Genomic DNA, 14,225 nt, shown 5'->3' with positions numbered 1-14,225 from the left:
AAGTTTTTATTTCGCCATCCGGGTCGCGAAGTCCTTTTTGCGCCGGATGTTCGGGACTATTCACACAAGCTGCTAGCATTCTTTCACTGAATCTACCTTGCTTACTTGGTCAGTGTAAAGAAATTAGGCTGTTTGGAGGACGCTATGTTTTCGGTATATGTGGCCACAACCGAATTTCGTACCGCCGAGATGGTCGCATCCCTCAAGAGCTATAGCGACTCCTTGGTGGTGCTGGGATGGGCAGACACCCTAGACAAAGCATGGGCCGACTGTCGGCGTGACATCCCGGGGGTGTTGTTGCTGGACGATGCGTTGTTGGCCGAAAATACCGGTTGGATTGAGACGCTAAGCCGCGCATCGTTCCCCATTGTGTTGTGGGCACTATCTCTGGATCCAGGATCCGCACGGCGGGCACTCGCCCTTAAAGCCAAGGACTTAATCAGTGGTCCCCAATGGAAAACCGATTTAGTCCCGGCCTTGGAACGCGTCGCCATTCCCTTTCACCAGCGCGACAAACAGGACGGGCGCATCCTGGCGGTATTTTCCTCCAAGGGGGGCGTAGGCAAAACTACCCTGAGTGTGAATCTCGCCCTAGCCCTAGCCGAAAAATCTCATGATCCAGTACTCATTGCAGACCTCGATCTCGCCTTCGGCGATGTTTCCGCTATGATGGGGCTGAAGCCTGCCCTGACCATCCATGACGTCGACCCGGACAACCTCGGTCATAGTGTGGATCGCATTATCGTCTCTTCCAACGGTCCGGTAAGCGTGTTGCCGGCGCCGCTTGCTCCCGAGCAGGCGGAAGATGTCCAGAGCGCGGTATTGGTCCGGATCCTACAGCACGTCAAGGCCGACTATCGGTATGTGGTGCTCGATTTGGCGCCTGGATATCATGACCTTAACATCAGCGCCTTAGATGTGGCCGACCTTATTCTTACCGTCTGCACGCCTGATGTCGTCACGCTGCGTACCATATCCCAAGCGTTGGCGCTCTTTCGGGATCAATTCCACTACCCGGACGAGAAGATTCGCCTGGTGCTGAACCGTACCGGCTCAGACACTGGGATTGAACGGAGCGACATCTTGGCCATTCTTAAGACCCAGCGCATCTATGAACTTCCCAGCGCCGGCTCCATGCCCGTTCGAGCCGCCAACGACGGCGTCCCCCTAATTTCCAAGGAACCGCGAGCCCCACTCACGCAGGCTATTCGGGCGGTTGCGGATGATCTTGAGCACGAGGACGCGCCCACCCGTGGATTTCGTTGGCCCCGGCGCAGGAAATCCTAATCCCCGCATCTTCATGAGGAAGGCGCCTGGGCAACAATCCACCCCTTCGCCCGCAAGCGAACCCGCCAATGATATCCGCTCAAGAACCAATCGAAACTCGGATTAAGCATGCTTTTGGGCCACGCCATGACCGTGACATCACCCTGTTTAAGGATGGATGCCACCCTCCGCGGCTTGTCGGTGCCGGAGATCAAGCTGATGTACTGTTGAAACCGCCGCCCATTGGCCAGATAGAAGTCTGCGCGGCCATCCATATACACCCCGTGAATATTGTGGGCAATGAGGAATCCGCCCACCGCATCGGGAGCCAGAACACCGGGATAGGCATGCTGATGCAGCCAAGTCATGACCGGGGCCGGCACAGGATCGTTGTTAACCCGATTGGGATGAGACGACATCACCCCGAAGGCAATCCCGAAGGAAAGCAGCGTGGCAATGGCCACTCCCCCATAAAAAGGCTTGTCTCCCCGATTGGGTGGCAGCCAATCCTGATAGGGTCGGCTGTGCCCAAGACCATAGCCCCACCACAACATAAAGACCAGACCAAAATAGGTGAGCATCCGAATTTCATCGAAAAATGCCAGCGTAATTCCCAGAAACCACAGGTCCAAAATCCAGGGGTAGCGTCGGTGTGCCCATCCGCGCCAAACCCAGGCAGCAAGGGTCGCAACGCCCCAAACCGCCAGGGACAGCTGCCGAAAATCGATCGGTAACCACTCCTGAATGTGGGTGGTGATCTCCTTGTTGTGATCGAGCCACCAAGCATAGGTGAGCACCCGAATATGTTCCGGGGTCAGGAGAACTCCGCTGAGAACCGGCAACACCACCGCCCACAAAAGTTGGCGTCCCGCCGCGTTCCAGCGGCGGCCGGCAAGACTCATCATCACTTCCAACCCGCCAAGTACGCCTATCATAAGCCAGCTGCCATGCATGTTGGCCCACAAAGCCGCAAACGGCGTGAGCAGCCAAAGCCATCGCGAATCTTCGCGCCCGCGCCACAAAATGCCGAGCAAAAAGGGAAACGCCATGTAGGAAAACATTTCCGCCCGCAGTTTGACCGTAAAGGGAAAGGCAAATGTCGCGTAAATCATGTACAAAGCCATGATTAACTCCGGCGCCAGCCGGGGCGCCATGGTCCGCATGGCCCACACAAAGCCGACCAGCATGACCAACTCAAAAATTCCGAGGAGAAGCATAAAAATCCAGGGATTTAGGTGCGGGTTGGCCACGTAGAGAAAAAGTTCCCAGCCCCACTCCAAGTTCACCCAAGAATGGCCCGCCAGCGCGGCCCCATTCCAGCCGGCCGGATCGTGCATCAAGATGCGGTGATGGGCGACCATCCACTGCCCGGCCTTCCACACCCACCAAACGTCGCCGGTGACTCCCCCGTTATAGAATTGGATGAGAGGGAGGACCAACGACAGGGTCGCCAGCACCCCAACCGTGTAGACGCGGAAGCGGGGCCGCCAAACTGCGGATAGATGAAAAGGTCCGCGAGCCTTTATGGATTCCAACGAAGAAGTCATAGCGAAGAACCTTTCCCGAAAGATATCCCCATTGTATCGGCTGTTCTCGAAGAACCCGAAATCTTAAGGACGTCGTTCAAGAAAGGTCCAAAAAACGACTAGAATTCTTCCACGACAATCTTGCCAACCGTATGGCCGGTCTTTATTTGCTCGAAAGCCTGGCTTAAGGTCTTTGGGCTAATCGGGGTATAGCGTGTCTTCAGCGTTGTTGTTAACACGCCCTCATCCAGCAAGGCGCTGACACGGGTCAACAGTCGATGCTGCTCGATCATCGCGGCCGTGTGAAATCGTGGCCGCGTAAACATCGACTCGGCCGCCAGAGTCCCACTGCCGGCCCAGAGCGGATTCACATCCACGGGACCTGGGGGCAAAATCGTGCAGATGGCCCCTTCCGGCGCTAACACCTCCACCATACCATCCCAATGGGGCGCAACCTGATTGAGACAAAAGATATAGTTGACAGAGTCATGCCCAATATTCTTCAATTGAGCCGCAACCGGCTGAAAATGCGAAATTACGGCGTCGGCGCCCAAATCCTTCACCCAGTTCTGACTGTCCGGACGTGATGCGGTGCCAATCACCGTTAGTCCCGCCCATTTGGCTAGCTGTACCGCGATCGACCCCACCCCGCCAGCCGCACCAATGACAAGAATAGTGCCCTTGGCGCCCTCTCGGGGAATATGCAAACGGTCAAAGAGCCCCTCCCAGGCGGTAATAGTGGTCAGCGGCATAGCGGCGGCCTCGGCGAAACTCAGGCGCTCCGGTTTAGGCCCCACAATCCGTTCGTCAACCAAGTGATATTCGGAGAATCCGCCTGGACGGTCGATGCTACCGGCATAAAACACCGCGTCCCCCGGTTTGAAAAGGGTGACGTCCTCCCCAACCTCTTCGACGATTCCTGCGACGTCATATCCTAATATCCGCGGCGGTGCATCCGCGTTGGGCTTCGGCTGCTTCACATCAACCGGATTGACTGACACCGCCATCACCCGCACCAAAAGGTCGTGGCCGCTGGCGCTCGGCTTATCGACCGTGACCCACCGGAGTTCGCCCGATGGCGTATATTGAACCGCTTTCATGAGAAGATCGCCCCCTCATTCGCTCTATGCGCTTAGAATACCTCGCAATTAGCGAGAGGAAAATATCCCCAGACGGTATCTCTGTTGGCTCAGACATCCCCAGGATCGTAGAGAAGGGCGGCAGCCCGAGTGCGTTCCGCCGCCCTTCTTTGTCAACTAGCGCGCCCGATGTCGGGCACGCATCAACAGTCCCGATCCCATCACCACCAATCCCCCGGCCAAGGCCATTTCGGCACCAAAGGGCAATCCCGCATGCACGTCGGTGGCACCAGGAATTGCTTGGCTTGGGCTGAGAGGCGAACGTGAGCCGCCACCACTATTGGGACCGCTCGCCATCCGCGCTGCTACAGTGCGATGCGCTTTCTGAGGCTTCTGTTGGCGACGGGCGCCCAACGCCTGAAGCACGCGGTGGACCGATATCGCCGAAGCCGCCTTAATCTTCACAGACGGCTTAATAAGCACCATGTTTGATCCTAGGCGGTGACACTGGATCGCGGTCGTACCGGCAGCCACCAACTTAGTCAAGGTCGTGGTCATAACCTTTCCGGGCATCGCAACGCGCCCGAGTACCGTTCCGGATCCGCGCTCGTGCAAAGTTGCTTGAAGCTCCCCCGAAGGAAGCTTGACGATAATGATGTATAGATTCGAACGAGCCCTGAGCTCCGCTAAGAGATTTAGACAGAGCGTCTCGGGAGCCGCGTTGCTCAGGCTTGTCGATTGCAGCAAAGCCTGGGGCGCAGGTGTGACCTCGTGGACGTTTGCGTGGTAGACTACGTTTAGACGGCTGTTCCCCGGAGCAGCGGTGCAGGGAGGCAGAATCGCGCGAACCGGCCCCCCCTGGAAGATGCCGACGTTGTAAGCCAAGCCCACCTGCTGCAACAGGTGCGGCTTGGTGTTTATTTCGCTGGGGTAAAAGATGTTGGTGGGTGAAATCTCCATCGGCTGGGCTGCATGGACTTGCGGAAAAAGATGGAGTTTGCCCCCCTGATAATCTTTGACGTTGAAGTGAAAGACGTCGCCGGTTGTACCTTGAAGGTTCGTCCCTTTGACGCGGGACCCTTGATGTATGGGGAGGGAGCCCTGACCCTTAGCGACGTATTTTCCCGTTGCCGCACGCTTCAACTTGAGGCTGTACGACCCGTCCCCGCTGTTGCGTGAAACCTTGCCCAGTGCATCAATACTGATGGGTCCCCCCTTAAAGGTGCCGACATTGCATGGTGTCAGCGGGGATACCTGACCCAGGCTGGCCGCCCACGCCGGGTGGGCCATGGCTAACGGTCCCATTAGCGACGCGGCTACGAGCACCACGCCTTTGTTCAATGCCATGACATTCTCCTCCTTTCATGAATGCGAAGGGATGACCACCCAGCGCGCTGCCCACACCTGATGGCCCTTGACCTTGCCATCGAGAAGCAGAAGGACAACACGCCGGGCGCCCCTAGGCGACGTCACCGCGATTTTCACCGCCAGTTGTGTGCTGCATATCTGATTCGCCACGACGCCCAGCGACTCATTAGCGCGACCCAAATACGCCACCAAATCACCCGGCTGGATCACCCGCCACAAGGCACTGGACGCGGGAATCCCCAAGTTCTGCCCCCACAGCAGGCGGTGCTGCAAGAGTGTATGCACCGCAGCGAAATAGAGTGTGGTGGTGGCCTCGGCGGCGCTGAGCGGTGCGTTGGATTGCATCAAGTTCAGAGAAGGCGTGCCTTTGAATTGCAGCTGACCCATCGGCAGGTCATTGCTGGAACGCGTCAACCCCTGTGCCTTTAACGCAGCCGGAATGCCCGCTGCCGCGTACGTTTTGCCAAAGCTCACCTGAGGCGTCCCGTAAATGGTCGACACCCCAACCTCGCGAGCCCAGATCAAATAGCGATAGGGGGTGAAATAGAGCGCGTTCATGGGATAGCAGCTCTCCAACACCACCGTCGGCCGCCGACTGTTCAGCACTGGCGTCCCCTGGGGCACAATGGCCTTTCGCTCGATGCGGAAGGCATAGCGATACCGTCCCTCCCTCACGAAAAACGCCTCTCCCACCTTAAGCTGATTGAGGCGGTGAAACCAGGTGACGTTGTGACCCGCCAGCACGCTGGTACCCGGCTGTCCCGGCATCACACTGTCCGTCAAGTGGCCCACGCCGACGGCCAATTGCCCCATGTCAGTGCCTGCGACAATCGGCGCCTTTTCCTGCAAGGATGGGATGCTAAGAACCCCGATAACTCCTGACGGCAACGTGGAGTAAGACTTCGTGAGCCCCACCGTTTCAGCATGGATATATTGATGCACCAAGCGGTGGCCGACGGTGTCGGAATGAAGGTGGAACCAGGCGACCCGACCCGCCAACAACAAGCCCAAGGCCACCAAAATGCCACCGGCCCATCGCTTCATTAGGACTTCACCTCGAATCCCTTCCGGCAATACATTTCGCAACGCAGAGTCAACATTGGGGGTCTATGGCCATCTTTTCCCAGTTATTTATTACCATCCGCTTTCGCCCCTTCCGGTTCAAACGCTGTCGTTGTACGCTAACAGCGAGATTGCATGCCAAGAAAGAAGGGACCACGTATGGACTTTTCCTTATCCCCCGAGATATTGCAGATGAAGGCGGCGGTGCGCGACTTCATTGCTAATGAGGTAGAGCCCCAAGCCATGGAAATAGAAAGTCAAGACCATGTTCCCGAGCGGTTGCTGCAGGCATCTAAGGATTTAGGGTTGTTTGGGCTTAGCATCCCTGAAGACTATGGCGGTCTGGGTCTTTCGATGGTGGACAAGTGTGCCGTCTTTGAAGAACTGGGCCAAACCATCAATGGCTACACCACCATCTTGGGCGCCCACAACGGGATTGGTTCCGTGGGCATCGTCACGTTTGGCACCCCAGAGCAAAAAGCTCGATATTTGCCGCGTATGGCCTCAGGGGAATGGATTGGTGCTTTCGCCCTGACCGAGCCGGAAGCCGGATCCAACGCCGCGGCGATCCGATCCACCGCAGTCAAAAAGGGCGACCGCTACGTTTTGAATGGCCAGAAAATCTATATCACCAACGGTCCAGAGGCGCACGTATTTACCGTGATGGCCTCCACCGATCCCTCCAAGGGAGCCAAAGGCATTACCTCCTTCATTGTAGAAAAGAGCTTTCCCGGTTTTCGCGTTGGCACCGTCGAGAAGAAGATGGGTCTTCACGGATCACATACCGCCCAGATTTACTTCGAAGATGTGGAGGTTCCGGTCGAAAACGTCTTGGGTCATGAGGGCCAAGGTTATGTCAATGCGCTGAAAATACTGGCCAATGGCCGAGCCGGTCTTGCCGTACGGTCATTGGGGTCTAGCCAGTATCTCCTAGATCACTCGGTGCGCTATGCGATGGAACGGCACCAATTCGGCAAGCCCATCTTTGACCAGCAAATCATTCAGCACTATCTAGCCGACATGGCGACGGAAATCGAAACCTTGCGCTGGATGACGTATCGCGTGGCCTGGATGGCCGACCAAGGGGCCAACGTCATCAAGGAGGCCGCCATGCTGAAGCTCTACGGATCCGAGGTCTATAATCGCGTTGCCGATCGCGCAGTGCAAATCCATGGCGGCATCGGCTACATTGCCGACTTCCCCATCGAGCGCTTTTATCGCGACGCCCGCATTACGCGCATTTATGAGGGCACCTCGGAAATTCAGAAAAACATCATTGCCGCCCAGTTGAAAAAGGAGCACGCCTAAGGGACAAAAAACGAACGGGGCTGTCTCAAAAGGCTTTGGCCCTAAAATTTTCTCCCACTTGACCCCTAAAAACGCGGAGGAAAGTGACCTACTTCCTCCACTACGCGGGGTAAAATAGGCACATTTTAGGGACGGCATCACTGCCGACATACCTTTTGAGACGGCCCCATTCTTCATCCTGGCTATTCGCTCGGCCAGTTGTCGATAGGCACAGGCTCAATGTGTTCGGCAAGTTCGATGCCGAGTATCTGCGCGTAGAAATAGAGCTCCGCCTCCGTCGCCCGAATAACATTCTCCGCCCGGACAAACCCATGGCCTTCGCCATCAAAGGTGATGTAGGCGACGGGAATCCCGCGCTCCTTAAGTGAATTGACCATCAGTTCTGCCTGATTGGGCGGCACAATTTTGTCATCCAACCCTTGGAAGAAGATGACGGGCCGATTCAAGCGCTCCGCATGCATGATGGGGGAACGGGCGTTATATACGGCTTCCGCTTCAGGCCAAGGTCCGACCAACTTGTCCATGTAGCGCGACTCAAATTTATGGGTTTCCCGCGCAAGTGCGCCAATGTCGCTGACGCCGTAATAACTGGCTCCGACATGAAATGCGTCCCGAAACGTAAGGCATGCCAAGGTGGTGTACCCGCCTGCGCTTCCCCCGCGAATCGCCAGCCGATTTTCATCAACGCGGCCCTGCCGGGCCAGATAGAGGGCCGCGTTGGTACAGTCGGCCACGTCCACCAACCCCCAGGCATCATAGAGGCGATTGCGGTACGCCCGCCCATAACCGGTTGACCCGCCATAGTTTACGTCCACCACGGCAAAACCCCGTGTCGTCCAATATTGAATCGCCAGAGAAAAGACTGCCTCCGTACTCCCAGTCGGCCCTCCATGACTAAAGACGATGAGGGGCGGCTTGTCGCCCGACGGCGCCACATAGGCGTGGTTTTTGGGCGGATAGAAGAAAGCATGCGCAGTCAACCCGTTTTCCGTGGGAAACTCAATTGCTTCCGGAATGGAAATGTCCTCGGCCTCGATGGGCGCGTCGCCACTGGATCGAATGACCTGAAATCCGTGTTCCGGATCCCAGGAGACCAAGGCGCGCGGTTGGGATGGTGAGGCAGCAAACATCACCGCTCGGCTCTGGTTGGCCCGGACTTGAGAAAACACGGTGTACTCGGATTGAATGGGCGTCCGTTCCCCCGTATGGGGGTTAATTCGCAGCAGATAATCCGATCCGTTTTGGGAATAGAACGCGATAATCTCGTCTCCCATAAACGCGTAATTGGCCGTGCCAATCTGCCAATTAGGCTGACCGAACTCAGCGTCCATGGGAGCGATGACCGGCGCAATCTGGCCGTCTTGCCAACGATATAAGTTCCACCAGCCGGTACGGTCAGAAACAAAGTAGAGTGCGCCATCCGGCCCCCAGACCGGTTGCACCACCGACTCCTCCGGTCCTCCCGCTATCTTGACAACGTGGTCGACGCCGTTGTCCCTCAAATCCCCCATAAAGAGTTCCGTTCCGTCCCACGGCATGTTGGGGTGGTTCCAACTAATCCAAACCATCTTTGACCCATCGGGGCTGATTCGCGGGTAGAGGTAGAAGTCGGCCCCTTTTACCAAAACGGTGCCGGTGGTGTTGCTCTCCGGATTAATGGCCACAATGGTATTGACCGCCTGAATATCAGATTCGCTATGATCCTCGCGAATGGCAATGAGCCGGCTCCGCTGTGCATCCCATACGGGATCGGCATAACGCATTTTGGCTGTGGGCGTCACTGCCTCGGGGGCTTGTCCCGCCCGCTGGCGATACAAACGATGGTCTCCATAATTGGAAAAGTAGAGCGTGTCCCCAACCACCGTCATGGGCGCACCGCCGTATTCATGAACCCGGGTGCGCACGCTGTATGGTTCTGGGGTGAGTTCCTCAACGGTGCCACCGCGTGACGGCAGCGTCATGGCCACAAAACGCCCTTTTTGCTCCGGGCGCACCTCAATCCAATATAACGTATCGTCTGAAGTCAGCCACACATCCGCCATCCGGAGCGTTTTGCCCACCAGCATCTCAGCTGAAACCGACGATTTCCATGAGCCATAGGGTCTTGTTTCCGCCATCCGATTCCCTCCATTCGTATATCCCCTACGTCTTCGCGATTGCCCGGGAGATTCCCTGTTGCTGGTCCTCCAATCAGAAACAAAAGAACGGCCCTCGGGCCGTTCGTGGTTTTTAGTTCAGGAGGTCCGGCTCTTCTCGGACAATCATTTCCCATAGTGGCTGGAAACTAAACCATCCCGCCAAAGGATTGCCGATTTGACTATGGGTCATCGCGGCAAAGTGGGGATCAATCAACTTGGGCTGACCCGCCGCCTCGGCCGTCAGTTGGGTTTGACAGGTCCGTTCCATGGTGATAAACCAGAACGCGGCTTCCTCAACGCTCTGACCCACCGTCAAAAGTCCATGGTTCTGAAGGATAATAGCCTTCGACGACCCCAGTGTTTTCGCGATTCGCCGCCCCTCCTCAGGATCCAACACCACGCCCGTATACTCGGTCATTAACGCGTGATCCTCATAGAAGATGCAGGAATCCTGGGTAATGGGGTCCAATAGTCGGCCCAGCGTAGACCATGCCTTCCCATATATAGAGTGGGTGTGGGCCGCCGCAACCACATCGGGCCGCAGTTGATGGACAGCTGCATGAATGGCAAAGGCGGCCGCATTCACCATACCATCACCCTCGACCACCTCACCCTCATGATTCACCAGAATCAGATCGGAGGCGCGAATGGCCCCAAAATACCTGCCGAAGGGATTGACCCAAAAGTGGTCCGGGCGTTCCGGATCACGGGCGGTAATGTGTCCCGCCACCCCTTCATCAAATCCAAAGCGCGCAAACAGCCGAAATGCGCCTGCCAAGCGCTGTTTCCTATATTGCCTCTCCTCGTCCATGTTCTGAAACGTCGGCGGCATCACCGAGGCCCTAAGTTCCATCGTCTCCCCTCCAACGCGCGTTTTCTTTGAGATTACACCCAAATAGTCCCTGCCTCAACGAAAGACAAGCGCTTGACAGTATCGATCCCTTTATGAAACACTTCTTTCGAAAGGAGTGTTTCATATGCCGGGATCGCCCCCGTTGCCGCCTGAATCGCAGCGTCTTCGCGCGCTGGGCCATCCAACGCGCATAGCCCTCTTGCAGCATCTGGCCAGTTCGGGGCCCGCCACGGCCACCGAATGCGCCAAATATGTGGGCGCCAGTCCCTCCTCCTGCAGTTGGCACCTACGAGCTCTCGCCAAGGCAGGATGGGTGGAAGCGCTCGATCAACGGCATGGCCGTGAGCGGCCGTGGAAATACGTGGGGGACCCCGACCATGTTTTGCCTTCAAATCCGCATGACCCGGTGACCGTGGCGGTTGAGACTGCCTTGCGAGGCCAAAGCCGTGCCGTCGAGGATTGGTTCCGCCGAAACCGTCACCGATTCCCGGCGAATATCGCGGAAATGGGAGAGTTTATCGATGCGGTGCTGTGGTTGACGCCCGACGAGGTCAAGACGCTGCGCCAAGCAGTCCAAGACATAATGGCGTCCTACGGACGCTACGACCCCCGGTCGCGTCCCGCCAACGCGGTGCGCGTCGTCTCGTCATGGAGTGCCGTTCCATGGATTGCCACCGAGGAGGATTCCCATGACTAATCCAGGCGAATCCGAAAATGCCCGGTGGGTCAAGAGAAACGCCTGGTTGTTGTTGGGAGGGCAATGGGTTTCCCAAATGGGCAACGTTTGCTTTACCGTTGCCGTCTATTGGTTGGTGCTGGCTGACACTCACTCGCGCGCCGATCTCGGGCTGGTGGGTGCCGCCACCAGCATCAGCGGGCTTTTTAGCGTTGTCAGCGGCGTGCTGGTGGATTCCTGGGATCGGCGGCGAACAATGATTGCGACTGATCTCGTGCGCTTCGGCCTGTTGGCCGGTGCAGCTTGGCTATTACGATCGCCGCATTCGCCCCTCATCTTCATTCTCTCGTTGGTCGCTGCCGTCAACCTCTTAGGCTCGCTCTTCAGTCCGGCGCAATACGCGCTCCTGCCGGATATTGTCCCGCTCGAATCGCTTGAAACGATTAACGGTCTGGATCAGAGCGCCACCGCCTTATCCCAGTGGGTTGGCTATGGCATAGGCGGCTTGGCTATGGCGGCATTGGGAGCGGCGGGACTGGCCAGCATCGACGCGGCTACCTTTTTGGTCTCGGCGCTGACACTCTTTGGCATCCGAACCTTAAGGAACCCCGCGCCAGCGACCTCCGTCACGTCGCACCTCCCTGATGTGGGACGTGCCATCGTCGCCGGACAACGCACGCTCTGGACCCACCCGTTTTTAAAGCGTGCCCTGCCCACCGCCTTGGTTGTCAACTTGGCAATGATGGCGCTGACGGTGCTGGACGCCGCATGGGCACGCCAACAGTTGCACGGGCACGCCTCACTCTATGGCTTATTGGAAGGCGCAACCGTCCTGGGAGCCATCGTGGGCGGTCTTGTCGCAACCCGCCTCCCCGCTCGATGGCCGCTCACGGGGCAGATCATGGGGGCGTTGGCCTTAGCGGGTTTGGCGATGATGGGTATGGCCATCTATCCCGCTGCCTGGGCATCTTTGGGAGCCCTTGGCTTGATCGGGGCGGCCTTTGGCATCCTCAATGCCGTCATGACGACGACCATCCAGCAGGCGGTTCCCGGGGAGGTGCTGGGCCGCATTGGCGGCTCACTCATGGCGGTGAGCGCCGTCTCAACGCCTGTTGGAGCCATTCTAGCCGGATGGGCCGGAAGCATCCTGCCGCTCCCCCTCGTCTATGGTCTGGCGGGTGCCCTGGTGGTTGTCATGGCGTTTCCATTCCTGACCGTTCCCCCACAATTTGCTGTCATCCATGCCCAAGATGAGCCCTCGGCATAAGTTTGTTCCCGTTTGGAAGGCAGCCCTCTTGCCCTCCCCGCATGACCTGTTCCGCCTCGTGCCTCAAGGGGCCCGCCGGTCCCCGGGACTTGGTACGACCATCGCGACCCGTACATATTGCCATCCGCTGAAGACTCTTTGACAATGCATCCCATTAACGTGATAAAAGAAGAAGTTCCTCAGAAAAGCGTGCATAGAGTGCCATTAACGAGGCGATTGCACTGGGCGTACCGACATGATCGGCAGCGACGCTGAACGCATTTCGTCCCCGAAGGAAACGTTCGCCGATGCCCTGCTGGTGACAGCGGGATGTCCTCCAACAAGTGGAGTGTCCCGCTTACGGTGCGACTGACATACTGGCGCGCCGCGTATTAAATCGACTGTACGCCGGCCCCAAAGAGTTCATAATCAATCGCCTGCGTTGCCGCCCATAACAATTGCTGAGACAGCCCATGACCTCTCACCAGCCAGCCAAAAGAAGGAGGGAAAACAATGGCGAGCAGCCATCAACTGACTCGTGTCTTGGGATTACTGAGCATTATCGCTTTTGGGCTCACCAACGAAATTGCCTCGGGTCTCTTTTTCGTCTCGACCCAAATACAGGGGAGTTCAGCCGGCGTTGGAAGTCTAGTGCCGCTTCTCATGATAGTGGGAGGCGTTATCACCCTCTTTACTGTCATCGCTTACCGATTCTTTTTTGCCTCCGGACTCGTCGGCGCCGGCGGCGAATACGTCATGATCTCCCGTTCCGTCAGTCCCGGCATCGCCTTTGTGGTCACCGTGTTAGCATGGTTTGGATTTACCGGATCGTTGGGCACCCTGTCGTATGCGGCCCCTTCGTTTCTTGCAAGCGCTACTCACGCCATGGGATTAACCGGATTAGGCGCTTTCTTTACCTCATCCGCAGGCATTATCCTGACCGGCCTCATTATTATCTGGGGGCTTTATGCGGTGCACGTCTTCGGCGTGCGCTTGGCGGGTATTTTGGTAGTTGTTGCCATGTTCTTGGTCCTGGTCGTGTCAGCCGTTATGATGATTTACGGCTTTTCGACGACACACGCAAGTTTCGACGCCGCCCTGGCGACCCGTTTGCATCTATCTGCCAAAGTATTGGCGGCCAAGGCACCAGTTCAACAGTCCAGCATCCGTGTCGCATTTGAGGCCGCACTGCCCACCTTGTTCTTCGGCTATCTGGGCCTATCCACCGCCACCCAGACTGGAGGCGAGGCCAAGAATCCCACGACCTCATTGGCCAAGGCCGTCCTCATTATCGTTGCGCTTGTCACTGTGGTCTACACACTCTTTTCCTTTGCCGTCTATCACGCCGTCCCCTGGCAGGTCATCGCGGGAATGAGCACGTCCAAAGCTCTGACCGCCTACACCACCTCCTCCGGGCTGCTGCAGTTCGTCATGCCGCCTTGGCTTTCTGCACTGATAAATCTTTGCGTGGCCCTCATCGTCATTAAGACATTCCTGCCCATTTACCTGGCACAATCGCGTTGGGTCTATGCCTGGGGCCAAGACAAACTCATTCCCCCAGCGTTTTCACGCACCCACGCCAAATACAAGACGCCGGTTCTGGCACTGACGTTAAGTGCAATCGTAGGGTTTTAACAGTTTCTTAAAACTTTATCTATGGTTATCCATCATTGTATAATTGTGGTATGAATCGAAAACTTGTT

The 14,225-nt window shown here is 57.0% G+C and carries 11 protein-coding genes; 5 read left to right on the top strand and 6 right to left on the bottom strand.

What is annotated here, in order from left to right:
* Nucleotides 1-144 precede the first annotated feature (144 nt).
* Nucleotides 145-1,287, top strand: a complete 1,143-nt coding sequence (locus tag HIJ39_RS17675) for a CpaE/TadZ family protein (RefSeq protein ID WP_169102037.1) — start codon at nt 145-147, stop codon at nt 1,285-1,287.
* 11 nt (nt 1,288-1,298) lie between these two features.
* Here HIJ39_RS17675 and HIJ39_RS17670 read toward each other — a convergent pair whose 3' ends face one another.
* From HIJ39_RS17670 to HIJ39_RS17655, 4 genes are all read right to left on the bottom strand, one after another.
* A complete protein-coding gene (locus HIJ39_RS17670) occupies nt 1,299-2,813 on the bottom strand; it encodes a hypothetical protein (RefSeq protein WP_169102036.1) in 1,515 nt (504 codons plus the stop codon).
* Nucleotides 2,814-2,911: 98 nt separating this feature from the next.
* Nucleotides 2,912-3,892 (bottom strand): zinc-binding alcohol dehydrogenase family protein, encoded by a 981-nt coding sequence (locus HIJ39_RS17665; protein ID WP_169102035.1) that lies wholly within the window; start codon nt 3,890-3,892, stop codon nt 2,912-2,914.
* A 156-nt stretch (nt 3,893-4,048) separates the two neighbouring features.
* Nucleotides 4,049-5,218 (bottom strand): hypothetical protein, encoded by a 1,170-nt coding sequence (locus HIJ39_RS17660; RefSeq protein WP_169102034.1) that lies wholly within the window; start codon nt 5,216-5,218, stop codon nt 4,049-4,051.
* Nucleotides 5,219-5,233: 15 nt separating this feature from the next.
* Nucleotides 5,234-6,283 carry a class D sortase gene (locus HIJ39_RS17655; RefSeq protein WP_169102033.1) on the bottom strand — a complete coding sequence of 350 codons (1,050 nt, stop codon included), beginning with the start codon at nt 6,281-6,283 and terminating at the stop codon, nt 5,234-5,236.
* Nucleotides 6,284-6,460: 177 nt separating this feature from the next.
* On the opposite strand from HIJ39_RS17655, the gene HIJ39_RS17650 reads away from it, so the two are divergent.
* Entirely contained in the window at nt 6,461-7,609 is a 1,149-nt protein-coding gene (locus HIJ39_RS17650; protein ID WP_169102032.1) for an acyl-CoA dehydrogenase family protein, read from the top strand.
* A gap of 182 nt (nt 7,610-7,791) precedes the next feature.
* Here HIJ39_RS17650 and HIJ39_RS17645 read toward each other — a convergent pair whose 3' ends face one another.
* Together HIJ39_RS17645 and HIJ39_RS17640 are read right to left on the bottom strand one after the other, a co-directional pair.
* Complete coding sequence (locus HIJ39_RS17645; protein ID WP_169102030.1) at nt 7,792-9,726, bottom strand: S9 family peptidase; 1,935 nt, start codon at nt 9,724-9,726, stop codon at nt 7,792-7,794.
* 112 nt (nt 9,727-9,838) lie between these two features.
* Nucleotides 9,839-10,600, bottom strand: coding sequence for a class II aldolase/adducin family protein (locus HIJ39_RS17640; RefSeq protein WP_169102029.1), 762 nt, complete (start codon nt 10,598-10,600; stop codon nt 9,839-9,841).
* A gap of 124 nt (nt 10,601-10,724) precedes the next feature.
* Between HIJ39_RS17640 and HIJ39_RS17635 the strand changes: the two genes are divergently transcribed.
* The 3 genes from HIJ39_RS17635 to HIJ39_RS17625 all read left to right on the top strand — a co-directional run bounded on the left by HIJ39_RS17635 (nt 10,725) and on the right by HIJ39_RS17625 (nt 14,157).
* Nucleotides 10,725-11,297 carry a winged helix-turn-helix domain-containing protein gene (locus HIJ39_RS17635; protein WP_169102028.1) on the top strand — a complete coding sequence of 191 codons (573 nt, stop codon included), beginning with the start codon at nt 10,725-10,727 and terminating at the stop codon, nt 11,295-11,297.
* The gene (locus tag HIJ39_RS17630; protein ID WP_169102027.1) at nt 11,290-12,543 is read left to right on the top strand and encodes an MFS transporter; all 1,254 of its coding nucleotides are present in this window, start codon (nt 11,290-11,292) and stop codon (nt 12,541-12,543) included. The genes HIJ39_RS17635 and HIJ39_RS17630 overlap by 8 nt, the downstream gene beginning before the upstream one ends.
* A gap of 492 nt (nt 12,544-13,035) precedes the next feature.
* Complete coding sequence (locus tag HIJ39_RS17625; RefSeq protein WP_169102026.1) at nt 13,036-14,157, top strand: APC family permease; 1,122 nt, start codon at nt 13,036-13,038, stop codon at nt 14,155-14,157.
* The last annotated feature ends 68 nt before the right edge of the window (nt 14,158-14,225 follow it).

Source organism: Sulfobacillus harzensis (assembly GCF_012933365.1).
GTDB lineage: Bacteria > Bacillota > Sulfobacillia > Sulfobacillales > Sulfobacillaceae > Sulfobacillus_B > Sulfobacillus_B harzensis.
The sequence above is the reverse complement of the archived record's forward strand: the minus strand, read 5'-3'. Positions and strand labels throughout refer to the sequence as shown.

Bases quoted from the DNA above. Each gene is read 5' to 3' on its own strand.
- HIJ39_RS17655 (WP_169102033.1), bottom strand. From the start codon at position 6,283: ATGAAGCGATGGGCCGGTGGCATTTTGGTGGCCTTGGGCTTGTTGTTG.
- HIJ39_RS17625 (WP_169102026.1), top strand. From the start codon at position 13,036: ATGGCGAGCAGCCATCAACTGACTCGTGTCTTGGGATTACTGAGCATT.
- HIJ39_RS17650 (WP_169102032.1), top strand. From the start codon at position 6,461: ATGGACTTTTCCTTATCCCCCGAGATATTGCAGATGAAGGCGGCGGTG.
- HIJ39_RS17675 (WP_169102037.1), top strand. From the start codon at position 145: ATGTTTTCGGTATATGTGGCCACAACCGAATTTCGTACCGCCGAGATG.
- HIJ39_RS17635 (WP_169102028.1), top strand. From the start codon at position 10,725: ATGCCGGGATCGCCCCCGTTGCCGCCTGAATCGCAGCGTCTTCGCGCG.
- HIJ39_RS17670 (WP_169102036.1), bottom strand. From the start codon at position 2,813: ATGACTTCTTCGTTGGAATCCATAAAGGCTCGCGGACCTTTTCATCTA.
- HIJ39_RS17665 (WP_169102035.1), bottom strand. From the start codon at position 3,892: ATGAAAGCGGTTCAATATACGCCATCGGGCGAACTCCGGTGGGTCACG.
- HIJ39_RS17630 (WP_169102027.1), top strand. From the start codon at position 11,290: ATGACTAATCCAGGCGAATCCGAAAATGCCCGGTGGGTCAAGAGAAAC.
- HIJ39_RS17640 (WP_169102029.1), bottom strand. From the start codon at position 10,600: ATGGAACTTAGGGCCTCGGTGATGCCGCCGACGTTTCAGAACATGGAC.
- HIJ39_RS17645 (WP_169102030.1), bottom strand. From the start codon at position 9,726: ATGGCGGAAACAAGACCCTATGGCTCATGGAAATCGTCGGTTTCAGCT.
- HIJ39_RS17660 (WP_169102034.1), bottom strand. From the start codon at position 5,218: ATGGCATTGAACAAAGGCGTGGTGCTCGTAGCCGCGTCGCTAATGGGA.